Raw genomic sequence first — 22,360 nt, 5'->3', positions numbered from 1 at the left:
GGTTTCGAGGGCTTCGCCGATCAGCAGGGCGATCTGTTCTTTAAGCGGATGGGTGTCGGACATGATTACAAAGAGGAGGGAGCAAGCCTCGCATCCTCAGTGTTCGGAAATGGGTAGTCGGCGATTATAAGCGCCGCGCGCAAGGCCTCAAAACACCAGGGGATCGACATCGAGCGACCAGCGCGCCACGCGCGGCCGGATGCCGTCGAGCCGCGGCCGCCAGTCGCGCACGAAGGCCTGCAATGCCAGTCTTGAGGCCGACTGCACCAGCAGTTGCGCGCGTTCCAGGTTGGCCACGCGCGCCATCGCCGCCGGGGTGGCGCCGAAAACGCTGACGTCGGCCATATCGGGTGCCAGTGCAGCGGCGCGCTGCAGGAAGGCGAGCGCGGCATCCATGGTGGTCGCTTCGGCGCGCAGCAACACCTGCCGGGTGGCGGGCGGCAGTTCGAGTTGCTTGCGTTCGGCCAGCAGCGTGCGCGCGTAGCCGGCGTAGTCGTGGCGCTGCAGGTAGCGGAACAGCGGGTGATCGGGGAAGGCGGTCTGGATCAGCACGCGGCCGGGCTTGTCGGCGCGTCCGGCGCGTCCCGCCACCTGCATCAGCTGGGCGAACAGGCGCTCGGTGGCGCGGAAGTCCGGGCTGTAGAGCGCGCCGTCGGTGTCGAGGATCAGCGCCAGCGTCATGTTGGGGAAATCGTGGCCCTTGGCCAGCATCTGGGTGCCGACCAGGATGTCGACTGCGCCGCCATGCACCGCTTCGCCGAGTTCGGCCCAGGCGCGCGGGCGCATGGTGTCGCGGTCGATGCGGCGCAGGCGCGCGGCGGGCAGCAGGGCGGCCAGCGTTTCTTCCAGCCGCTGGGTGCCCTGGCCGAGCGGCTTCAGGTCAGGGTTGCCGCAGCCCGGGCATTCGGCCGGGATGCGCGCCTCGAATCCGCAGTGGTGGCATTTCAGGCGATGCGCGGTGCGGTGCAGCACCAGCCGCGCCGAGCAGCGCGGGCAGGGCGACACCCAGGCACAGCTCGGGCAGTACAGCGCCGGGGCGTAGCCGCGCCGGTTGAGGAACACCAGGCTCTGCTCGCCGCGCGCCAGCGTGTCGGCGAGCGCCTGCAAGGCGGGGCGGGTGAGGCCGTTGTCGAGCGGAATGTGCTTGAGGTCGACCAGTTCGATGTCCGGCAGCTGCGCCTGGCTGATCGCGCGCTGCTTCAGCTCGATCAGCCGGTAGCGCCCGGAGAGCGCCTGCGCATAGCTTTCCAGCGAGGGCGTGGCGGAGCCGAGCACCACCGGCACGTTGGCCTGCTTGGCGCGCGCGATGGCGACGTCGCGCGCCGAGTAGCGCAGGCCGTCCTGCTGCTTGAACGAGGCATCGTGTTCCTCGTCGACCACGATCAGCCCCAGCCGCGGCAGCGGCGCGAACACCGACAGCCGGGTGCCGAGCAGGACGTCGCAGCCGGGCGCGGCGAGCCAGTTTTCGGTGCGCGCGGTTTCGGTCAGCCCGCTGTGCAGGGTGACGATGCGGCGTCCGGGAAAGCGGCGGCGGAAATGCTGCTCCAGCTGCGGGGTGAGGGCGATTTCGGGAATCAGCACCAAGGCCTGTTTTTGCGCCGCCAGCACCGCGTCGATCAGGCGCAGGTACAGCTCGGTCTTGCCGCTGCCGGTGACGCCGTGGACCAGGTGCACGCCGAATTGCGCGAGCGCCGGCAGCAGGCGGTCTAGCGCTGCCTGCTGCTCGGCGGTCGCGGCGGGTGCCGGGGAAGGGTCGCTGCGCAGCAGCGGATCGTCCAGCAGGGCGCCGGCCGCCTGCGGCGGCAGCTGCACCCATGCGGCCCAGCCGGCAGCGACCAGCGCGGCCGCGTGGCGGCCTTGCTTCTGCACGCGCAAGGTTTCGCGCGGCTGCGGCGCCGTGCGCAAGGCGTCGAGCAGCGCGCGTTGCGCCCTGGCGCGCGCGGAGGGCTGCGCCGCCCGCCCGGCATCGGTCAGCAGCAGCCAGGGGGTATCGGCAACGAACGGCGTGGCGTTGCGCAGGCGCGGCGGCAGCGTGGCCAGCAGGATCGCGCCCAGCGGATAGTGGTAATAGTCGGCGCAAAACTGCGCCAGGCGGAGGGTGTCGGGAGACAGCGCGGGACGGTCGTCCAGCACGCGGATCACATGGCGCAGCTTGCCGGCCTCGACGGCGCTGTCTGCGGCCGCGCCCAGTGCGACGCCGACCTGGCGGGTGCGGCCGAACGGGACTTCGACCAGGCTGCCCGGCGGCACTGCGTCAAGGCCGTCCGGCAGGCGGTAGTCGAACAACCGGTGGAGCGGCGTATCGAGCGCGACCTGAAGGATGGACGGCATGAGTTAGCGGTGAATCTTGGTTGAATGTTTGTGAAAATCTACTAAGGGGCTGTTATAAAAGACTTATTCAGCGTTGTCCACGCAAGCTGTGGATAATTGTGTGGGTGATTTGTGTCGACTGCTCCCAAACGCCCGTATTCAGGCGGTCAGGCATCACCGACTAAAAAGCAGGCAATTCGGTAAGTTTTTAATTTTCAGTGACTTGCAAACGAGGCTGGGCTGTCAAGGGTTTGCCGAAAAAAAATCTCTCCAACGCCAAAACTGTGCATAAGTCAATGCCGCTTTTATCGGAAAGCCGGCCGCTTGCGCGCCTTGCTGGCGCGCAAGCCCTTGTTTATTCTAGTTTTGTTGTTGCTGAATGCCGGCAATCACCCAGCCGCCCTGGCCGCTGGCCGGTTTGGTGAGGTGCCAGACTTCGTCGAGCGGCATGGCGCCCTGGTCGGCGGACTCGCGAACGAGGCCGGTGAAGCGCACGCTGACGAGATGGCGGTTGCTTTCGTCGACGGCTTCCAGCACCTCGGCATTGAGCGTCATCACGTCGGTCGTTTGCGCGGCGTCGCCGCGCTCGGCCAGCTGCATCGACAGTTCGGCAAATATTTCGGGCGAGGTGAAAGCGCGCAGGTCGTCCAGATTGCCGGCGTCGAAGGCGGCTTGCAGGCGGATGAAGTTGAGCTTGGCTTCGCGCGCGAAGGCGTCGGCGTCGAACCCGGGCGGGAAGGAATGCGCGGCAGCGCCGCCGCTCAGCGCGGCGGGGCTGGCGTCGAATGCCGCAGGTGCGCCAGGCGGCATCCCGCCGGCCGGCATGCCGGCGTACTGCATCGCCGGTGCGCGGGCCGGGGCATTGCGGCGCATGAAGAAGCGGAACAGCATGAAAGCGGCCAGCGCCAGCAGCGCCAGCATCAGGAAATTGGCCATTTCCTCGCCCATTCCCAGATGCGAGAACAGCGCGGCCAGGCCCAAACCTGCGGCGAGGCCGGCAATGGGGCCCATCCAGGAATTTTTCTTCGGTGCGGCCGTCGGCGCAGCGCCGGGCTGCTGGCGCTGCGGGGTGGGCGCGGCATTCTGTTTGGCAGGGGCGCTCCGCTGCATGCCGAAGGATTTGCCGCCGCCCATGCGCTTGGCTTCGGCGTCGTGCACGGCGAAGCCGAAGCCGATGAAAAGGGCAAACAGGCTGATCAAGATGCGTTTCATGGTAGGTCCCGATAAATGTAAAGCTGGAATTAAGACGCTGCAGGGTGAAAAAGTTCGCTCCGGCGCTATGCGGAAACGGGCGCGGCACGCACGGCGCGGCTGCGGCTGTGCACGGCCTCGGCCAGCACGCTGACGTTGTCCGGGTTGGTGAACTGTGAAATGCCGTGGCCGAGGTTGAACACGTGGCCGGGGTGGTTGCCGTAGCTGTCGATGATGCGATGGGCCTCGGCGCGGATGCTGTCGGGGGTGCCGTGCAGGGCGCTGGGGTCGAGGTTGCCCTGCAGCGCAACCTGATCGCCGATCCGGCGGCGCGCTTCGCCGATATCGACGGTCCAGTCGAGTCCGACGGCATCGGCGCCGATGCCGGCCATGGCTTCCAGCCAGTTGCCGCCGCCCTTGGTGAAGATGATGCTGGGGACGCGGCGGCCGTCGCGTTCCTTGATCAGGGCGGCGACGATGCGCTCCATGTAGTCGAGCGAGAATTCCTTGTAGGCGTGGGGGGTGAGGCTGCCGCCCCAGGAATCGAAAATCATCACCGCCTGGGCACCGGCTTCGATCTGCGCGTTGAGGTAGTCGATCACCGCCCGGGTGTTCACTTCGAGGATGCGGTGCAGCAGGTCGGGGCGGCTGTACAGCATGGTCTTGATGTGGCGGTAGTCGTCCGAGCCGCCGCCTTCGACCATGTAGCAGGCCAGCGTGTAGGGGCTGCCGGAAAAGCCGATCAGCGGCACCGAGCCGTCGAGCGCGCGGCGGATGCTTCTGACCGCGTCCATCACGTAGCCCAGCTTGTCGGTCGGATCGGGGGCGGAGAGGTCGCGGATTTCCCACTCGTCGCGCAGCGGACGCTCGAAGCGCGGGCCCTCACCCTGCGCGAAATACAGGCCGAGGCCCATGGCGTCGGGCACGGTGAGGATGTCGGAAAACAGGATCGCGGCGTCGAGCGGATAGCGCGCCAGCGGCTGCAGCGTCACCTCGGTCGCCAGGTCAGGCGTCTTGCACAGGGTCAGGAAATCGCCGGCGCGCGCGCGGGTGGCGTTGTATTCCGGCAGATAGCGCCCGGCCTGGCGCATCAGCCAGAGCGGGGTATAGTCGGTGGGCAGGCGCTGTAGCGCACGCAGAAAAGTATCGTTCTTGAGAGCGGACATGGCTGTAGCCACAGAATATGGCCGGGACGCAAAGCCGGCATTCTAGCAGGCTTGGCACCCCGGCCTTGAGTCGCGGGCGGTCAGCTGCGGCGGAAACGCCATTCGCCGCGCCCGGACGGGCACGCCAGCACGTCGCGCGGCGTGCGGCCGTTGACGGCAAGGGTGGCGTAGCGGCAGCCGTCGCGTGCGTCGCCGCGCGGGGTGAAGCGGTAGTCGCGGCCCTCGTGGCGCCATGCTACCGGGACGCCGGGACGGCCCAGTTCCAGCGCGTGGCCCATGCAGGCGCGGTCGCGCTCGTCCATGCTGTCGCCGACGGCGTGTCCTAGCACCGCGCCGAGCACGCCGCCGACCACCATGCCGACCGCGCGATCGTCGCGGCCGGCCACCTGGCTGCCGATGACGGCGCCGGCGACCCCGCCGATCACCGCCCCGATCTCGTCGCGGTTGCAGCGGCCCGACGAAATGCCGTAATCGTGGACATACGCCACCCCGCTTTTGCCCTTGTAATGCCGGGCTTTTTTATGGTGCTTGTGGTCGTGGTCATGGTGCTTCTTGTGATAGCCGTGCGCGGGCGCGTGGCCGGGCGGGTCGGCCAGCGCCGGGCCGGCGGCCACCAGTGCGGCCAGGGCCAGAGTGACGGATGCCTTCATGGGATGCTCCTTGCTTGTCGCGATTGAGGTTTAACGGCGAAACGCGGTTGTGCTGTAGCGGCAGGCGCCAATCCGCGCGCCGCGCCGGCCCGCTTAATTGAACCGGGATGGATGGCCGTGAGCATAACGCACCTGACGGTCATGTTTTGCGGTCTTGATGTTGTGGCCGGCGAGGTCCAGCGCATGGCTCAAACGCTTGAATTCGCGCGCATCGATCACGCCGTCTGCGCGGAACCGGCGTTCCATGGCGCGGATGGTGTGCTGTTCATGCGTCAGTTCGCGGAATTCGGCGCGGCTCAGAAGCCCGCCATGCAGGCCGCTTTCGATGCGTTCCATCTGCCGCTGCTGGCGCGTATCGATCTGCTGGCTGTACGCCCGGGTTTGCTGATCGGCGTGCCTGTGTCCGTCGCGGCCGTGCGTCCAGCCGGCCTGCGCGCCGGTTGCCGTCAGGCCCAGCGCCAGAATGCCGAGGGCGGTTTTCATCAGGGTGCTTTTCATGGTGCGGCTCCTTTTGGTTGAGTGATGCCGCTGCCGGAGTGTTTCGTCAGCGGACAACTGCACTGTAAGGAGGCCGTGTAAGCGGGATGTTTGGGGCCGGTAACGGGGTGTAACGCAATGTAACGGCGACGGGGGCGGGTTTCGCCGGAATTGCCGATTCATGGGGAGCTGAACGCAGTCGACAGGCGCCCTGCTTATAGAGGCGCCTTATTTACTGAGTTAGAATTTTACATTTTGCTGATACCAACCCGCGTCGTAGGAGACCCCTGATGCAACTGAAGAAACTCGCGGCCAGTGTGGCTGCGGTGGGATTAACCGTGCCTGGCCTGGCCGCAGCTACCAATGGCATGCTCATGGAAGGCTACGGCCCCATCGCCGCAGGCATGGGCGGCGCGGCGATGGCGTACGACAACGGCACCGCAGCGATGGCCAACAATCCCGCGACGCTGGCGATGATGGCCGAAGGCAGCCGCCTCGACGTGATGGTGGGCTTCGTCGGCCCCGACGTCGCAACCGCGGGCGTGGGCAAATCCAGCGCCGACGCCTTCTACATGCCGGCGATCGGCTATGCGAAAAAGCAGGGCAAGCTGACCTGGGGCGCCGGCATCTACGGCCAGGGCGGCATGGGCACCGAGTACGCCGGTGGCGACATGGCGCAGGTGGGCGTCGGCCGCGTGATCTTCCCGCTGGCCTATGCCGTCAACGACCGCTTCAACATCGGCGGCAGCGTCGACGTCGTGTGGGCGGGGATGGACATGGTGGTCACGAATTTCGGCATCGACTTCAAGGACGACAGCGACTTCACCGGCGCGGCCAAGGGCTACAGCGTCGCGGCCAAGCTCGGCTTCACCTACAAGCTCAGCGAGGCGCTGACCGTCGGCGGCGTCTACCAGACCGCCGGCAACCTGCCCGACCTCAAGGGCGACGGCTACCGGGTCGCAGGCTTCGACATGCCGGCGATGGTCGGTCTCGGCGTGAGTTGGCAGGCGAACGACCGGCTGATGGTCGCGGCCGACGTCAAGGACGTGCTGTGGAGCGACAGCATGAATACCGTGACCATCCATTATCCGGGCGGGGCCGGAACGGCGCCGTTCACGCAGAACTGGGACGACCAGATCGCGGTGTCGCTGGGCCTGTCCTACAAGTTCACCGACGCCTTCACCGGCCGCGTGGGCTACAACCATGGCAAGAACCCCATTCCCGATCAGCATGTGAGCTACCTGTGGCCGGCGATCGTCGAGGACCACTACACCGTCGGCTTCGGCTACGCATTCAGCTCGCAGTCCGAGCTCAACTTCGCCCTCAGCTATGTGCCGGAGGTTTCGGTGACAGGGACGAACGTGAACCCGCCGCCTTTCGGCAACGGCGGCGTGACCACCGAGCACAGCCAGCTGAACTGGCAGCTGATGTACAGCTACAAATTCTGATCGGCGAGCCGGGTGCGGCACACAAGCCGGCTGCCCGGCTTGTGTGCCGCGCTACTCGGGCTTCCTGTCGGCGCGCTCGCCGGCATCGTCCGGCGTGCGTCCGCTTTCTTGCGCCGGTCGCGCGGCGGCGTCGACCAGCGGCTCCGCCCCTTCCTTGAGCGTCTGCGCGGCCTGGTCGACCTGCTCGCCCGCCCGCTTGGCGGTGCCGGCGTTGTCGCAGCCGTTCAGGATCAGCAGGCTGGTCAGTAGCGCCAGCACGCTATAGGAGGCATGCCAGGGATGGGTGCGCTTGGATCTTGCCGGGATGGCGGAGGCGATCCCGGCCCCATTCCATTCGTACAACTGCATGTGTTCGTCGTTGAGATGCTGCGTGGTCGTGCGCATAGGTCGGTTCTCCTGGTTCCATCGGATAACCGGCGGCGCTACGCCGCCGGCCTGATCCTGCGGTCGTCGCTCAAGGCTTGATCAGCAGGTCGTTCTTGACGCCTTTCACGCCCTCGACGCTGTGCGCGATTTTTTCGGCCTGGGCGATTTGCGATTCGTTTTTCACCCAGCCGGACAACTGGACCGTGCCCTTGTGGGTTTCCACGTTGACGCCCAGACCCTTCGCGCCTTCGTCCTTCAGCAGCAGCGCCTTCACCTTGGCGGTGATCCAGGCGTCGTCGACATATTTGCCGGCCTTGATGCGGTCGTTGTTGGCGCTGGCCTTGATGAATTCGTCGCTGTTCAGGCGCTGGTCGCGGTTGGCGTCGCCTTCGCGGAAAGCCTGTTCCTGACCGCCTTGAGCCAGGAATTCCTCCAGGCTGATGGTGCCGTCGCCGTTGCTGTCATACGCCTTGAAGCCGGGCGCCGCCGGAGCGGCCAGGGCCGGCGCTGCGGCGAAGACGCTCAGCACGCCGGCAAGGGTCAAATCAAGGAAGCGCTGGTCAAAGGATTTCATGTCTATCTCCTGTAGTGAGTCGATTCGAATGCAGGTGCACTCAAGCCGCTATCCAGCGACAACCGTGCCAGTTGTATTTTTATTAATAAAATCATTTGGATAGAAGACCTTCCCGGGCCGGACGGGCGAGCAGCCCGGAAAAGGCGGGCTGATTTGTCGCCTGCTGGCGACGGATGGAGGCGGTTTTTTTCAAGCCTTTGTTTTTATTTGATTCTTCTGTATGGATTCAGCGACATCCGGGAAAAGGGCTGGAAGGAAGCATAAAAAAAGGGAGCCTGGCTCCCCGCTAATGCGATGCGGCAAGTTTCAGGGCGCCGGCGGCCGCCGGCCGCCGACCAGCAATGCCAGAAACACCACCAGACCGACGGCGAACAGCGCTTTGGCGATCCAGGCTGCGGTGCCTGCCGCGCCGGCAAAGCCGAAAACTCCGGCGATGATGGCGACGATCAGAAATGTAATGGCCCATCCGAACATGGCGTTCTCCTCTTGGCGTTGATGAAGGCGCGCGAAGGCGGTAGCCGCTTCTTGCAGGGGATGTGCCAGATGAAGGGTCTGCTTTTGAATCAAGCGCTTGGCGTTCCGCCCCGGCGCCGGCGCGGCGTCGGTGAAGGTCCGCTGTCGCCTGTGCCCGACGCTCAGGCGGTTTCGTCGCGCTCCTGGAACAGCGCGGGGGAGAGGCCGTGGCGTTGCAGCAGCCGATAGACCTCGGTGCGGTTGCGGCCGGCCAGCCGCGCCACCTCGCTGACCTGGCCGCGGGTCAGCTTCAGCAGGGTGATCAGGTAGTCGCGCTCGAACGCGGCGCGCGCCTCCGCCAGCGGCTGGATCTCGGCCGGCTTGTCGCGCAGCGCGCGCGCCACCAGGCTGGCCGGGATGGTCGAGGTGGTGCACAGGGCGACGCACTGCTCAAGCGCATTCTGCAGCTGGCGGATATTGCCCGGCCAGTCGGCCGCGGTCAGCATGTCGAGCGCGTCGGGGGCAAAGCCGTGGATGCGGCGGGAGTATTTCCCGGTCAGCGCGGCGAGGAAATGCCGCGCCAGCAGCGGAATGTCCTCGCGCCGCTCGCGCAGCGGCGGCAGCGTGAGGCCGACCACGTTGAGGCGGTAGTAGAGATCCTCGCGGAATTCGCCGCCGGCGATGGCCGCCTCCAGGTCGCGGTGGGTGGCCGACAGGATGCGCACGTCGACCGCGCGCGTCTCGGTCGAGCCGACCGGCCGTACCTCGCCTTCCTGCAGCACGCGCAGCAGCTTGACCTGCAGCGGCGGAGGCATGTCGCCGATTTCGTCGAGGAAAACGGTGCCGCCGTTGGCGCTGAGAAAGAGGCCGGCATGGTCGCGCCCGGCGCCGGTGAAGGCTCCCTTGACGTGGCCGAACAGTTCCGATTCGAGCAATTCCGCCGGGATCGCGCCGCAGTTGATCGCGACGAAGGGCTTGCCGTGGCGCGGACTGGCGCGGTGGATGGCGCGCGCCAGCAGCTCCTTGCCGGTGCCCGATTCGCCCTGGATCAACAGCGAGGCCTCGCTTTGCGCCGCCAGCCTGGCTTCGGCCAGCAGCGCGTCCATCGCCGGGCTGGCGGTGACGATTTCGCTGCGCCAGTCGTCGTCGCCCGCCTCCGGGCCGCTGCCGGCGAGCCGGGTGGCGCGCTTCAGCAGGTCGATCAGGGTGGGCGCGTCGTAGGGCTTGGTCAGGTAACCGAACAGTCCCTGCTGGGTCGCAGCCACCGCGTCGGGGATGGTGCCGTGCGCGGTCAGCACGATCACTGGCAGCGCCGGGTCGCGCGCATGGATGGCGCGGAACAGCGCCATGCCGTCCATGCCGGCCATCTGCATGTCGGTCAGCACGGCGTCGGGGCGCGCCAGCGCCAGTTGCGCCAGCGCCGCCTCGCCGCTGTCGACCGCGTCCACCCTGAAGCCGTTGGCTTCCAGCCGCAGGGTGATCAGTTCGCGCAGCGCCGCGTCGTCGTCCACCAGCAGAATACCCGGTCTTTTCATGGCGTTTTGGCGGGAATGGTGCGCTGCTGCAGGGATTTTTCCAGCGCCTTGATCTGCTCCAGCTTGTCCTGCAATTCCTGCGCGCGCGCAGTCTGCTGCCTGAGTTCGATGCGCGCCTTGAGCGATTTTTTCATCAGATCGAGCAGCGGCTGCGCGCGCGGGTCGGCCTCGCTGAGCGCGCCGAGGATTTTGAGGCTGCGTTCGAGCGCCTCCACGCCGTCCTCGCGTTCCAGCAGGGCGGCCAGCTGAAAGCGGCGGGCGTCGTCGTGGCGGCGTTCGCCTTCCAGTTCGGCCAGTTCGCGCCGCCGCTGCTCGGCGGACAGCGCCGCCACCCGCGCCAGTTCGCCCAACAGCGCGGCGGCCCCGCCCGGTTCGGCCTGAACGGCGCGGAAGGGCGGACGCTCGGGGGCGGGCGGGGCGGCACAGGCGTTCAATAGCAGCAGGCCGGCAAGAAGAACCGATTTAAGCGTCATCGCGGGGCAAGGGCCAGGTTAAGCGGGCCAGGTTAATTTAAAGCAGGTCGACCACGGCGGGCAATCGATCACCTCGATGCCGCCGCCGGCGGCCAGCAGGTATTCGCGCACGATCGACAGCCCCAGTCCGCTGCCCTTGATCGTGCTGGCGGGCTGGCGCGCGCCCTGGAAAAACGGCTCGAAAACGCGCGGGCGCTCGGCCTGCGGGATGCCGTCGCCCTGGTCGCACACCCATATTGCGACGGCCTCCCCGGCGGGCGCGCTTTTCACCAGGATGCGCCCGCCCTCGGGGCTGAATTTGATCGCATTGGACAACAGGTTGTCGAGCACGGTTTCCAGTTGATTGCGATCGGCGCGCAGCGTGGCTGCGGCCAGCTGCGCCTCGACCCGGATTCCGCGTGCGTCGAGTGCCAGCCGCTGCCGCGCCAGCACGCTGGCGAGGGCAGCGGCCAGCGCTTGCGGGACGGCGGGCGGCAGGGTGGCGTCGCGCATCATGCCGCCGTAGCGGATCAGGTCTTCGATGCGCTTCTGCAACTCGCGGCTGCCGCTGTCCATGATGCCGACGATGCTGCGCTGGCGCGGGTTGAGGCTGCCCGCGAGTTCGTCGCCCAGCAGCGCCACGCCCTCGCGCAACGAGGCAAGCGGGGTTTTCAGTTCGTGCGAGACGTGGCGCAGGAAGCGCAGTTTCTGCTCTTCCAGCGCCTGTAGGCGCTGGCGCAGCCAGTCGACCTCGCGCCCCAGTTCGACGATGTCCTGCGGCCCGCTGATCGCCGGCAAGGGGCGCAGGTCGGCGCGGCCGAGCTGCTGGATCGAGGCCTTGAGCTGCTTGATCGGGCGGTTGATCATCCAGGAAAACACCGCGGCCAGCAGCAGCGTCAGCGGAATCAGCGCCAGCGCCAGCACGATCAGCCGCTGCCGGGTGGTCTGCACCGCCGTTTCCAGCGCCTGCAGCTCGCGCTGTACGGCGGCGTCGGCCTGGACGAGCAGCGTTCGCGCGTTGGCATGCAGCGCATCGAAGGCGGGGTCGAGCGCATGGAAGCGGGTGCTGTCGAGAAACGCCCCCGGTTGCAGCTGGCGATACAGCGTCCGGCTGCGTGTTCGCAGCGCGGCCAGCGTGGCGTGCGACGCGGCGTCGACGAGCTGCGTATCGAGCTGCGCCAGCTGGGCCTGCAGTTCGCTGAAGCGTGTCCGCAGGGCGGGGCCGAACTCGGCGTCCTGCAGCAGATGGTATTGCCCGGCGGCACGCTGCAGCTGGCTGACCGATTCGACGATCTGCCGCACGTCGCGCGTGATGGCGAGGCTGTTGCGGGTGAACTGGCGCTGGGTGTCGACCACCCCCTGCAGCACGTGCACCGCGTTGATCAGGCCGCTCGCCAGCGGCACGATCAGCACGCTCATGGCGACGATGACCAGGATGGTGAACGAGCGGGGGTAGTAGGGGCCAGGAAGCATCCGGATAGGGGGTGGTGGCAATGCCGCAGCATACCCCGGTTGGGTGGGCGCGACGGCGGGGACCGCCATCGCATGCCGCAGGTCTACAGCAGGTCGAGGTAGCCGAGGATGCCCTTGGCCGCCTCGCGGCCTTCCCATACCGCGGTCACCACCAGGTCGGAGCCGCGCACCATGTCACCGCCGGCGAAGATTTTCGGATTGGCAGTCTGGAAGGCGTGCTGCTGACCCTGGGCGATGACGCGGCCGCCCGGGTCGGTCGCGATGCCGTGGTCGGTAAACCACGGCTGCGGGTTGGGGCGGAAGCCGAAGGCGACGATCACGCGGTCGGCGGGAACGATTTCCTCCGAGCCGGGGATCACCACCGGGGTGCGGCGGCCGCGCGCATCCGCCGGGCCGAGTTCGGTGGTGACGAGCTTGACGCCTTCGACCTTGCCGTCGCCGACGATCTCGACCGGCTGGCGGTTCCACAGGAATTGCACGCCTTCTTCCCTGGCGTTGCCGACTTCGCGCTTGGAGCCGGGCATGTTCTTCTCGTCGCGGCGGTAGGCGCAGGTGACCGAGGCCGCGCCCTGGCGGATGCTGGTGCGGTTGCAGTCCATCGCGGTGTCGCCGCCGCCGAGCACCACCACGCGCTGGTCTTTCATGTCACGATATTTTTCGTTGGGATCGGCGGCCTCGTCGGGATTGGCCAGATCGAGGCACCTGCGCACGTTGGAAATCAGGAAGGGCAGCGCTTCCAGCACGCCGGGCAGGTCCTCGCCGGGGAAGCCGCCTTTCATGTAGGTGTAGGTGCCCATGCCCATGAACACGGCGTCGTATTCGTCGAGCAGGGCCTGCATCGACACGTCCTTGCCGATGTCGGTGTTGAGGCGGAATTCGACGCCCATGCCCTCGAACACTTCGCGGCGGCGCGTCATCACCGTCTTTTCCATCTTGAATTCGGGGATGCCGAAGGTGAGCAGGCCGCCGATCTCGTCGTAGCGGTCGTACACCACCGGCGTGACGCCGTTCCTCGCCAGCACGTCGGCGCAGCCGAGGCCGGCCGGCCCGGCGCCGATCACCGCGACCCGCTTGCCGGTCGCCACCACGTTCGACATGTCGGGGCGCCAGCCGGCCTTGAAGGCCTCCTCGGAGATGTAGCGCTCGACCTGGCCGATGGTCACCGCGCCGAAGCCGCCGCCGTTGCCGAAGCCGTCGCTGTTGAGGGTGCAGGCGCCCTCGCACAGGCGGTCCTGCGGACAGACGCGGCCGCACACCTCGGGCAGCGAATTGGTCTGGTGGCTCAATTCGGCCGCTTCGAACAGGCGGCCTTCGGTCACCAGCTTCAACCAGTTGGGAATGTAGTTGTGCACCGGGCACTTCCACTCGCAGTAGGGGTTGCCGCAGCCGAGGCAGCGGTCGGCCTGCTCCTGCGCGTGCGCCGGGTCCAGCAGCGCGTAGATTTCACGGAACTCGTGCTTGCGCACGTCGGCGGGGGTTTTCGCGCCGTCGCGCCGCGGCTGCTTCAGGAACTGGAATACGTCACCCATCATGCTTCCAATACTTCACGTTGCTGGCCGGGCAGGTCCTCGACCAGGTCTTCAATCGAAATCCGCTTTGGCTTGACCAGCCACACCTTCGCCAGCGTGGCGTCGAAGTCGGCCAGCAGCGCCTTCGCGCGTGCGCTGCCGGTCAGCGTCAGGTGACGCTCGACCTGCGCTTCGAGAAAGTCGCGGTAGGGCGCGGTTTCGACGCTGGTGATGCGGGTGAGCTCGACCATTTCCTTGTTCGCCCTGGACACGAAGTCGCCCGCGTCGTCGACGACGAAGGCCATGCCGCCCGACATGCCGGCGCCGAAGTTGAGGCCGGTGTCGCCGAGCACGATGACGGTGCCGCCGGTCATGTATTCGCAGCCGTGGTCGCCGATGCCTTCCACCACCGCCAGCGCCCCCGAGTTGCGCACGCCGAAGCGCTCGCCGGCCATGCCCGCGGCGTAGAGCTCGCCGCCGGTGGCGCCGTAGAGGCAGGTGTTGCCGATGATGATGTTGCGCGCGGCCTCGAAGCTCGCGCGCTTCGGCGGATAGATCACCAGGCGGCCGCCGCCCATGCCCTTGCCGACGTAGTCGTTGGCGTCGCCTTCGAGCGTCAGGGTGAGGCCCTTGTGGTTCCACACGCCGAAGCTCTGCCCGGCCGAGCCGGCGAGGTCGATGCGGATGGTGTCGTCGGGCAGGCCGTGGGCACCGTGCGCCCGCGCGATCTCGCCCGACAGGCGCGCGCCGATCGAGCGGTTGACGTTGCGGATCTCGTAGGCGAGCTTGACTTTCGTGCCCGCGCGGATCGCGCCGATCGCGTCGGCGACCATTCTTTCGGCCAGCTCGCCCTTGTCGAACGAGGGGTTGCGTTCCTGCTGCGCGAAGCGCGGCGCGTCGGTCGGGATGTCGCCCTGGCTCAACAGCGCGCCGAGCTTGAGCCGCCCCTGGCGCGGCGTGTCGCCGGCCGAGACGTCGAGCAGGTCGGTGCGGCCGATGAGGTCGGTCAGCCTGCGGATGCCGAGCGAGGCCATCAGCTCGCGCGTCTCCTCGGCGACGAACTTGAAGTAGTTCACCACCATCTCGGGCAGGCCGATGAAATGCTCGCGCCTGAGCGTGTCGTTCTGCGTGGCGACCCCGGTGGCGCAGTTGTTGAGATGGCAGATGCGCAGGAACTTGCAGCCCAGCGCGACCATCGGGCCGGTGCCGAAGCCGAACGACTCGGCGCCGAGGATCGCCGCCTTGACGACGTCGAGGCCGGTCTTCAGGCCGCCGTCGGTCTGCACCCGCACGCGGCCGCGCAGGCCATTCGCGCGCAGTACCTGCTGCGCCTCCGAGAGGCCCAGCTCCCACGGGGTGCCGGCGTACTTCACGCTGCTGAGCGGCGAGGCGCCAGTTCCGCCGTCGTAGCCGGAAATCGTGATGAGGTCGGCGTAGGCCTTGGCGACGCCGGCGGCGATGGTGCCGACGCCGGGTTCGGCGACCAGCTTCACCGACACCAGCGCGTCGGGGTTGACCTGCTTGAGGTCATAAATCAGCTGCGCCAGGTCCTCGATCGAATAGATGTCGTGGTGCGGCGGCGGCGAGATCAGCGGCGTGCCGGGCTTGCAGTGGCGCAGGGAGGCGATCAGCGGCGAGCACTTGTCGCCCGGCAGCTGGCCGCCTTCACCGGGCTTGGCGCCCTGGGCGATCTTGATCTGCAGCACCTCGGCGTTGACGAGGTAAGTCGCGGTGACGCCGAAGCGGCCCGAGGCGACCTGCTTGATCTTGGACGCCTTGATCGTGCCGTAGCGCTTCGGATCCTCGCCGCCTTCGCCCGAATTGGAGCGCCCGCCGATGCGGTTCATGCCCTCGGCGAGCGCCTCGTGCGCTTCGGGCGACAAGGCCCCCAAGGACATGCCGGCGGAATCGAAGCGCTTGAGAATGACGTCCAGCGGCTCGACCTCGTCCAGCGGGATGGGCGTGGCGGCCTTCAGCTTCATCAGGTCGCGGATCATCGCCACCGGGCGGTTGTTCACCAGCGCGGAATATTTCTTGTATTCGGCGTAGTCGCCGGTCTTCACCGCCTTCTGCAGCTGCTGCACCACGTCCGGGTTGTAGGCGTGGAACTCCTCGCCGAACATGAACTTCAGGAGGCCGCCGGCCGACAGCGGCTTCAGCGGGTTGAACGCGGCGCGATGCAAGGCCATCTGGTCGGTTTCCAGATCGCCGAAATTAGCCCCGGAAATCCGCGACACCGTGCCTTTCAGGCACAGCTCGACCACGTCTTCATGCAGCCCGACCGCCTCGAACAACTGCGCGCCGCGGTAGCTCGCCACCAGCGAGATGCCCATCTTGGAGAGCACCTTGTAGAGGCCCTTGTCCATGCCCTTGCGGAAGTTGGCCAGCGCCTTGTCGAGGCTGGGCTTGATCTCGCCGGTCCGCACGAACTCGCCGATGACCTGGTAGGCGAGGTAGGGGTAGACGGCGGTCGCGCCGTAGCCGATCAGGCAGGCGTAGTGGTGGGGGTCGCGCACGGTGCCGGTTTCCACCACGATGTTGGCGTTGCAGCGCAAGCCGGCATCGATCAGCGCGTGGTGCACGGCGCCGGTGGCGAGGAGCGCGTGGATCGGCATGCGGTCGCGGGCGACGTTGCGGTCGCTCAGCACGAGGATCACCTTGCCTGCTTTCACCGCGTCGATCGCGCGCGCCGTCAGCGTGCGCAGCGCACCTTCCAGCACCGTCGCCACCGGGTCGTAGTGAAGGTCCAGCGTGCAGGTGGCGAACGCCGGATCGTTCAGGTTCAAGAGCTGGTCGAAGGCTTCCTTCGACAGCAGCGGGGTGTGGACTTCGACCCGATGGGCGTGTTCGGGGCTTTCCTCGAACAGGTTGCGCTCGGGACCGAAGGCGGTGTTGAGCGACATCACGATCGCCTCGCGGATCGGGTCGATCGGCGGGTTGGTGACCTGCGCGAACTGCTGGCGCAGGTAGTCGAACGGCGAGCGCACTTTCTGGCTCAAGACCGCCATCGGCGTGTCGTCGCCCATCGAGCCGATCGCCTCGGCGCCGTCCTCGGCGAGCACGCGCAGCAACTGCTCGCGCTCCTCGAAGCTGACGTTGAAGAGCTTCTGGTGGACGAGCAGGCTCGGCGCGTCCATCACCGCCATGTCGGCGTCCTGGCTGGCCGAAAGGTCGAGCTTGATCGCGCTGGCCTTCAGCCAGTCGCGGTAGGGATTGCGTCCCTTCAGTTCATTGTCGATGTCCTCCGACATCAAGAGGCGTCCGGTCGCGAGGTCGGCGGCGACCATCTGGCCGGGCTTGACGCGGCCCTTCTTCTCGACGTTGGCGGGGTCGATCGGCCACACGCCGACTTCGGAAGCGATGGTGAGGATGCGGTCCTTGGTCAGCACCCAGCGCGCGGGCCTGAGACCGTTGCGGTCGAGCGCACACACGGCGTAGCGGCCGTCGGTCAGCACGACGCCGGCGGGGCCGTCCCACGGCTCCATGTGCATCGAGTTGTACTGGTAGAAGGCCCGGATGTCGGCGTCCATGGCCTCGACGTTCTGCCAGGCCGGCGGGATCACCAGGCGCAGCGCGCGGAACAGGCCCGCGCCGCCCATCACCAGGCCCTCGACCATGTTGTCGAGGCTCATCGAGTCGGAGCCTTTGGTGCCGACGATCGGGCGCACCGCGTCCATGTCCGGGATCAGCGGGCTGGAGAATTTCTGTTCGCGCGCGCGGCTCCAGTTGCGGTTGCCCTGCACGGTGTTGATCTCGCCGTTGTGCGCGAGATAGCGGAAGGGCTGTGCCAGGCGCCACTGCGGCCAGGTGTTGGTCGAGAAGCGCTGGTGGAAGACGACCAGGCTCGACGCGAAGCGCGGGTCGTTCAGGTCCGGGTAGAACACCGGTAGCTTCTCCGGCATCACCAGGCCCTTGTAGCTGATGACGCGCGAGGAGAGCGTCGGCAGGTAGAACACCGGGTCAGCCGCCTCCAGCGCCTTTTCAGCCTGACGGCGCGCGATGTAGAGCTTGCGCTCGAAGTGGTCGTCGCTGATATCGGCCGGCGCGTTGACGAACACCTGCTCGATATGCGGCAGCGATTCCAGCGCCGATTCGCCGCATACCGACGGATCGGTCGGCACCCGGCGGAAGCCGGCGACGACGAGGCCCTGCGCTTCGAGCGATGCCTTCAGCGTGGCGCGGGCATGCGCTTGCGGTGTCGCGTCGCGCGAGAGGAAGACGAGGCCGGCGGCGTACAGCTCGCCGAGCGCGAAGCCCGCCTCGGCGGCGACCGCACGCAGGAAGGCATCGGGTTTCTTGAACAGCAGGCCGCAGCCGTCGCCCGACAGTCCGTCCGCGGCGATCGCGCCGCGGTGCGTCATGCAGGCGAGCGAACCGATCGCGTTTCGTACTAGAGTGTGACTGGGTTGGTTGTCGATCTGCGCTATAAGGCCGAAGCCGCAGCTGTCCTGTTCGAAGTCGGGTGAATACAGCGTCCCGTCCAGCCAACCTTGTCGTTCCATGATTCCGTGTGCCCAGTCAACAACGGCCTGCCCAGCAGGCAAGCCGTAAAAAACAAAAATTTTAGCGAAAAGTACAAAATTCTAATTCCATGCCCCGCGAATTACAACAATTATTTGGGCTGCTTTTTTTGCCGAAGCCTTGCCGTGGCAAGGGATTCCGTGCGGGCCGGAACTGAGCGTGTGAGTGGGAATGCCCGCTTCCCTCTCCTGCGAGGAGACTGTCCATGAAGCTGCTGAGCTGGAACATTCAATGGGGGCGTGGCCTGGACGGCCGGGTCGACCTTGCGCGCACCCTGCGCACCCTTGGTGAGTTGGGCGATTTCGACGTCATCTGCCTGCAGGAGGTCGCGGTCAACTTCCCCGGCCTGCCCGGCAGCCGCGGCGAGGACCAGATGGCCGAGCTGTCCGCCGGCCTGCCCGGCTACGCGGCGGTCTATGGCGCCGCGACCGACGTGCCCGACGGCCGCGGCGGCCGCAAGTGCTTCGGCAACGCCCTTTTCTCCCGCCTGCCCGTCGGCCAGGTATGGCGGCATCTCTTGCCGTGGCCGGCCGAGCCGGGCGCGCCCAGCATGCAGCGGGTGCTGATCGAGGCCGTGGTCGAAGCCGATGTCGGCCCGCTGCGGGTGATGACCACGCATCTGGAGTACTACTCGCGGCTTCAGCGCACGATGCAGATCGACGCCATCCGCCGCCTGCACGCCGAAGCCTGCGCCATGTCGGCGCGCTCGCCGCAGGCCGAAGAGCAGGGCGGTTCGTTCGAGGTGTTTCCCCGGCCCGCCGCGGCGCTGTTGTGCGGCGACATGAACTTCCCCGCCTCGGCGCCCGAGCGGGCGCAAATCCTCGCCCCGTTCGCCGGCGGCGAACCCGGCTTTCGCGATGCCTGGGAAATGCTGCATCCCGGCGAACCGCATGCCCCCACGGTCGGCATCCATCCGGTCGATTTCGTCAGTCGGCCTGAATGCTTCGATTTCGTCTTCGTCACCGAAGGCCTGGTGAACTGCCTCAAGGCGCATGGCATCGATAGCGCGACCGCGGCGTCAGACCATCAGCCGGTGTGGGTGGAGCTGGTCTGACCGGCGATCCAGCGCGCGCTTACTTCTTCGCGCCTTCCTTGGCGTTGCGCGCCATACCCCCGCCTGCAAACGCCCGGTCTGCCGCCGCCTTGGCGGCTTCCATTGCATTGCGTGCCGCGTCCCTGGCTTCTTCGGCCGCTTTGCGTGCCGTCGTGCCGCCCGATTTGGCCATCTGTTCGGCCGCTGCCACCGCCTTCGTCATCGCCCCCTTGCTGGCGACCGCCGCTTTCTTCGCGGATTCCTCCACTTTGCGAGCGGCGTCCATGGAGGTTGCGGTGGCGCTTCTGCTGGCCTCGGCGGCCTTGTGTGCGGCGAGCTTTGCGGCTTCCTCGGCATCCTTCGCCGCTTGTCTGGCCGCATTGGCGGTTTTCTGCGACGCCTCGCTGACGGCCAGCTCGGCCTTCTCCAGGGCCACGGCGGCGGCGTCTGCAGCCTTCCGTATCGCCGCCCTGGCCTCCTCTGCCGCCTGCCTTGCACTGTCCTCGGCTTTCTGCATGGAGGCTTCGCTTCCTGCAACCGGTTTTGCCGCAGGCGCTTCGGCGGCCGAGGCCGTCGCCCCCGCCATCAATGCAGACAGGATCAACCATTCTATTGATTTCATTGCGTTCTCCTTGCAGTCACGGGCGGGTTTGCCGGCTGTTTGCTTGGGCGCCGGCCGAGCGTTTCGGAATCGGGCGCGCTAAACACAGCATAGACGCCGTTGGCGGCGTGGTTCGGGCGGAAGGCCGGTACCCGGCTTGGCTGGCCCAGCCGGATTGCTATGCTCAGGCGTGAAGGTCGGGCTATTGGACGGGAGGCGGAAAAGATGGCGGTTTTGCGCGGCAAGTCCGCGGCACGCGGCGCGGAACGGGCGCGCGTCGTCGCGCAAAGCCACGACACCCTGGAGTGGCGGCGCTGGGGGCCATACCTCGGCGAACGCCAATGGGGGACCGTGCGCGAGGACTACAGCCGCGACGGCGACGCCTGGAGCTATTTCAGCCACGACCACGCGCGCAGCCGCGCGTATCGCTGGGGCGAGGACGGCATCGCAGGCATCTGCGACAAGTACCAGCACCTCTGCCTCGCGCTGGCGCTGTGGAACGGCGAGGACCCGTTTCTCAAGGAACGGCTGTTCGGGCTCACCAACAGCGAGGCCAACCACGGCGAGGACGTGAAGGAGCTCTACTACTACCTCGACGCCACTCCCACCCATTCCTACCTCAGGATGCTCTACAAGTACCCGCAGCGCGCGTTTCCCTACGCGCAGCTGCGGGACGAGAACCGCCGCCGCGGCAGGGAGATGCCGGAGTTCGAGCTGATCGACAGCGGCGTATTCGACGACGACCGCTATTTCGACGTCTTCGTCGAATACGCCAAGGCCGGCCCCCACGACATCCTGATGCAGGTCAGCGCGCACAACCGGGGCGCGGCAGACGCGCCGCTGCACATCCTGCCGCAGCTCTGGTTCAGAAACGAATGGTCGTGGGGTGAACCGGATGCCCGGCCGGAGCTGTCCGTGGACGGGCGCGGCGGCATCGTGGCGCGCCACGCCAGGCTGGGGACGTATCACTGCTACCTGGAAGGCACCCCCGAACTGCTGTTCTGCGACAACGAAACCAATGCGCGGCGCCTGTACGGCATGCCGAATGCGGGCTATTTCAAGGACGCGTTCCACGAGCGCGTGGTCAACGGCAATCGCGACGCCGTCAACCCGGCGCACACCGGCACCAAGGCCGCAGCGCACTTCGTCTTCACGGTGCCGGTCGCGGGCAGCGTGACGGTCCGCCTGCGCCTGAGCAGGGATCCGGCGCAGCAGCCGTTCGCGGATTTCGCTCAAGTGCTGGCGCTACGCCACACCGAGGCCGACGCCTACTACGATGCGCTGCAAACCGGCATCGACGATGCGGACGCGCGGCTGATCCAGCGCCAGGCCCTCGCCGGACTGATCTGGAGCAAACAGTTCTACTACTTCGACGTGCCGCGCTGGCTCGACGGCGATCCGGGCATGCCGGCACCGCCCGCGGAGCGCCGGCGCGGACGCAACAGCGACTGGGGCCACCTCAACAATGCCGATGTGATCTCCATGCCCGACAAGTGGGAATACCCCTGGTACGCGGCGTGGGATCTCGCCTTCCACTGCATCCCCTTGGCCATGGTCGACCCCGCGTTTGCCAAGGAGCAGCTCGTGCTGATGACGCGCGAGTGGTACATGCACCCCAACGGGCAGATCCCCGCCTACGAATGGGCGTTCGGCGACGTCAACCCGCCGGTTCACGCCTGGGCCGCGTGGGAGGTCTACCGGAGCGAGCGCGACGCCAACGGCGGCCGCGGCGACACCGCTTTCCTCGAGCGCATCCTGCACAAGCTGCTGCTCAACTTCACCTGGTGGGTGAACCGCAAGGATCCCGCCGGCCACAACGTGTTCCAGGGCGGCTTCCTCGGCCTCGACAACATCGGCGTGCTCGACCGCAGCCGCCCGCTGCCGGGCGGCGGCACCATCGAGCAGGCCGACGGCACCAGCTGGATGGCGATGTACTGCCTCAACCTGATGCGCATCGCCCTCGAGCTTGCGCAGACCAACCACGTCTACGAGGACATCGCGACCAAGTTCTTCGAGCACTTCCTCTACATCGCCCGCGCCATGAACAACATCGGCGACCAGGGCATCGGCCTGTGGGACGAGGAAGACCAGTTCTTCTACGACGTGCTGCGCTTTCCGGATGGCAGCATGACGCCGCTGCGGGTGCGCTCCATGGTCGGGCTGATCCCGCTGTTCGCGGTCGAAATCCTCGAGCCGGAACTGCTCGAACGCCTGCCGGGCTTCAAGCTGCGGCTCGAGTGGTTCATGAAGTACCGCCCCGAGCTCGCGGCGCTGGTTTCCCACTGGATGGAGCCGGGGCGCGGCAACCGCCGCCTGCTGTCGCTGCTGCGTCCGCATCGCATGCGGCGCCTGCTGCAGCGCATGCTGGATGAAGACGAATTCCTGTCCGCCTACGGCGTGCGCTCGCTCTCCCGCGCACACCGCGACCAGCCCTATCTGGCCTCCCTCGACGGCCACCCCGTGAGCGTGAACTACCAGCCGGCGGAATCGGAGTCGGGCCTGTTCGGCGGCAATTCCAACTGGCGCGGCCCCATCTGGTTCCCGGTCAACTATCTGCTGGTGAACGCCCTCTACCGCTTCGCCGATTTCTACGGCGAGGGGC

17 protein-coding genes are annotated in these 22,360 nt (G+C 67.1%); 3 read left to right on the top strand and 14 right to left on the bottom strand.

Going from position 1 to position 22,360, the window contains the following annotated elements:
- Window positions 1-147: 147 nt before the first annotated feature.
- The 5 genes from BGO62_RS10860 to BGO62_RS10840 all read right to left on the bottom strand — a co-directional run bounded on the left by BGO62_RS10860 (window position 148) and on the right by BGO62_RS10840 (window position 5,815).
- Window positions 148-2,331, bottom strand: coding sequence for a primosomal protein N' (locus tag BGO62_RS10860; protein WP_296642233.1), 2,184 nt, complete (start codon window positions 2,329-2,331; stop codon window positions 148-150).
- A gap of 339 nt (window positions 2,332-2,670) precedes the next feature.
- The gene (locus tag BGO62_RS10855; RefSeq protein ID WP_296642230.1) at window positions 2,671-3,522 is read right to left on the bottom strand and encodes a Tim44-like domain-containing protein; all 852 of its coding nucleotides are present in this window, start codon (window positions 3,520-3,522) and stop codon (window positions 2,671-2,673) included.
- A 65-nt stretch (window positions 3,523-3,587) separates the two neighbouring features.
- A complete protein-coding gene (gene hemE / locus BGO62_RS10850; protein ID WP_296642228.1) occupies window positions 3,588-4,667 on the bottom strand; it encodes a uroporphyrinogen decarboxylase in 1,080 nt (359 codons plus the stop codon).
- Between the two features lie 80 nt (window positions 4,668-4,747).
- Window positions 4,748-5,317, bottom strand: a complete 570-nt coding sequence (locus BGO62_RS10845) for a glycine zipper domain-containing protein (protein ID WP_296642226.1) — start codon at window positions 5,315-5,317, stop codon at window positions 4,748-4,750.
- 93 nt (window positions 5,318-5,410) lie between these two features.
- The gene (locus tag BGO62_RS10840) at window positions 5,411-5,815 is read right to left on the bottom strand and encodes a hypothetical protein (protein WP_296642224.1); all 405 of its coding nucleotides are present in this window, start codon (window positions 5,813-5,815) and stop codon (window positions 5,411-5,413) included.
- 269 nt (window positions 5,816-6,084) lie between these two features.
- Between BGO62_RS10840 and BGO62_RS10835 the strand changes: the two genes are divergently transcribed.
- Window positions 6,085-7,242 (top strand): outer membrane protein transport protein, encoded by a 1,158-nt coding sequence (locus tag BGO62_RS10835; RefSeq protein ID WP_296642222.1) that lies wholly within the window; start codon window positions 6,085-6,087, stop codon window positions 7,240-7,242.
- A 51-nt stretch (window positions 7,243-7,293) separates the two neighbouring features.
- On the opposite strand, the gene BGO62_RS10830 is transcribed toward BGO62_RS10835, so the two are convergent.
- The 8 genes from BGO62_RS10830 to gltB all read right to left on the bottom strand — a co-directional run bounded on the left by BGO62_RS10830 (window position 7,294) and on the right by gltB (window position 18,105).
- Entirely contained in the window at window positions 7,294-7,626 is a 333-nt protein-coding gene (locus BGO62_RS10830; protein WP_296642221.1) for a hypothetical protein, read from the bottom strand.
- A gap of 70 nt (window positions 7,627-7,696) precedes the next feature.
- On the bottom strand, window positions 7,697-8,182 hold the full coding sequence (locus BGO62_RS10825; protein ID WP_296642220.1) for a BON domain-containing protein: 486 nt from the start codon (window positions 8,180-8,182) through the stop codon (window positions 7,697-7,699).
- A gap of 306 nt (window positions 8,183-8,488) precedes the next feature.
- Window positions 8,489-8,656: a DUF1328 domain-containing protein gene (locus BGO62_RS10820; RefSeq protein WP_296642235.1), complete on the bottom strand. Its 168-nt coding sequence runs from the start codon at window positions 8,654-8,656 to the stop codon at window positions 8,489-8,491.
- Window positions 8,657-8,817: 161 nt separating this feature from the next.
- On the bottom strand, window positions 8,818-10,170 hold the full coding sequence (locus BGO62_RS10815) for a sigma 54-interacting transcriptional regulator (RefSeq protein ID WP_296642219.1): 1,353 nt from the start codon (window positions 10,168-10,170) through the stop codon (window positions 8,818-8,820).
- Complete coding sequence (locus BGO62_RS10810) at window positions 10,167-10,643, bottom strand: hypothetical protein (protein ID WP_296642218.1); 477 nt, start codon at window positions 10,641-10,643, stop codon at window positions 10,167-10,169. Before BGO62_RS10810 ends, BGO62_RS10815 begins: the two co-directional genes overlap by 4 nt.
- 18 nt (window positions 10,644-10,661) lie before the next feature.
- Window positions 10,662-12,095, bottom strand: a complete 1,434-nt coding sequence (locus BGO62_RS10805) for a HAMP domain-containing sensor histidine kinase (protein WP_296642217.1) — start codon at window positions 12,093-12,095, stop codon at window positions 10,662-10,664.
- An 83-nt stretch (window positions 12,096-12,178) separates the two neighbouring features.
- Entirely contained in the window at window positions 12,179-13,636 is a 1,458-nt protein-coding gene (locus BGO62_RS10800) for an FAD-dependent oxidoreductase (RefSeq protein ID WP_363924186.1), read from the bottom strand.
- Entirely contained in the window at window positions 13,624-18,105 is a 4,482-nt protein-coding gene (gene gltB / locus BGO62_RS10795) for a glutamate synthase large subunit (protein WP_296642214.1), read from the bottom strand. The genes BGO62_RS10800 and gltB overlap by 13 nt, the downstream gene beginning before the upstream one ends.
- Before the next feature lie 224 nt (window positions 18,106-18,329).
- Here gltB and BGO62_RS10790 point away from each other — a divergent pair, with 224 nt between their 5' ends.
- Window positions 18,330-19,178 carry an endonuclease/exonuclease/phosphatase family protein gene (locus BGO62_RS10790; protein WP_296642213.1) on the top strand — a complete coding sequence of 283 codons (849 nt, stop codon included), beginning with the start codon at window positions 18,330-18,332 and terminating at the stop codon, window positions 19,176-19,178.
- 19 nt (window positions 19,179-19,197) lie between these two features.
- Here the strand turns inward: BGO62_RS10790 and BGO62_RS10785 are convergent, their stop codons facing one another.
- On the bottom strand, window positions 19,198-19,674 hold the full coding sequence (locus BGO62_RS10785; protein ID WP_296642211.1) for a hypothetical protein: 477 nt from the start codon (window positions 19,672-19,674) through the stop codon (window positions 19,198-19,200).
- Between the two features lie 309 nt (window positions 19,675-19,983).
- Here BGO62_RS10785 and BGO62_RS10780 point away from each other — a divergent pair.
- Window positions 19,984-22,360: glucosidase (locus BGO62_RS10780; RefSeq protein WP_296642209.1), on the top strand; the 2,377-nt coding region annotated here is incomplete at its 3' end.

It is taken from the genome of Thiobacillus sp. 65-1402 (assembly GCF_001897685.1).
In the GTDB taxonomy this organism is placed as follows: domain Bacteria; phylum Pseudomonadota; class Gammaproteobacteria; order Burkholderiales; family Thiobacillaceae; genus Thiobacillus.
Note: the sequence above shows the minus strand (reverse complement) of the source record. Positions and strands in the feature narration are given on the sequence as shown.

Bases quoted from the DNA above. Each gene is read 5' to 3' on its own strand.
- BGO62_RS10835 (WP_296642222.1), top strand. From the start codon at position 6,085: ATGCAACTGAAGAAACTCGCGGCCAGTGTGGCTGCGGTGGGATTAACC.
- BGO62_RS10815 (WP_296642219.1), bottom strand. From the start codon at position 10,170: ATGAAAAGACCGGGTATTCTGCTGGTGGACGACGACGCGGCGCTGCGC.
- hemE (WP_296642228.1), bottom strand. From the start codon at position 4,667: ATGTCCGCTCTCAAGAACGATACTTTTCTGCGTGCGCTACAGCGCCTG.
- BGO62_RS10810 (WP_296642218.1), bottom strand. From the start codon at position 10,643: ATGACGCTTAAATCGGTTCTTCTTGCCGGCCTGCTGCTATTGAACGCC.
- BGO62_RS10825 (WP_296642220.1), bottom strand. From the start codon at position 8,182: ATGAAATCCTTTGACCAGCGCTTCCTTGATTTGACCCTTGCCGGCGTG.
- BGO62_RS10805 (WP_296642217.1), bottom strand. From the start codon at position 12,095: ATGCTTCCTGGCCCCTACTACCCCCGCTCGTTCACCATCCTGGTCATC.
- BGO62_RS10830 (WP_296642221.1), bottom strand. From the start codon at position 7,626: ATGCGCACGACCACGCAGCATCTCAACGACGAACACATGCAGTTGTAC.
- BGO62_RS10840 (WP_296642224.1), bottom strand. From the start codon at position 5,815: ATGAAAAGCACCCTGATGAAAACCGCCCTCGGCATTCTGGCGCTGGGC.
- BGO62_RS10845 (WP_296642226.1), bottom strand. From the start codon at position 5,317: ATGAAGGCATCCGTCACTCTGGCCCTGGCCGCACTGGTGGCCGCCGGC.
- BGO62_RS10785 (WP_296642211.1), bottom strand. From the start codon at position 19,674: ATGCAGAAAGCCGAGGACAGTGCAAGGCAGGCGGCAGAGGAGGCCAGG.
- BGO62_RS10790 (WP_296642213.1), top strand. From the start codon at position 18,330: ATGAAGCTGCTGAGCTGGAACATTCAATGGGGGCGTGGCCTGGACGGC.
- gltB (WP_296642214.1), bottom strand. From the start codon at position 18,105: ATGGAACGACAAGGTTGGCTGGACGGGACGCTGTATTCACCCGACTTC.
- BGO62_RS10855 (WP_296642230.1), bottom strand. From the start codon at position 3,522: ATGAAACGCATCTTGATCAGCCTGTTTGCCCTTTTCATCGGCTTCGGC.
- BGO62_RS10820 (WP_296642235.1), bottom strand. From the start codon at position 8,656: ATGTTCGGATGGGCCATTACATTTCTGATCGTCGCCATCATCGCCGGA.
- BGO62_RS10860 (WP_296642233.1), bottom strand. From the start codon at position 2,331: ATGCCGTCCATCCTTCAGGTCGCGCTCGATACGCCGCTCCACCGGTTG.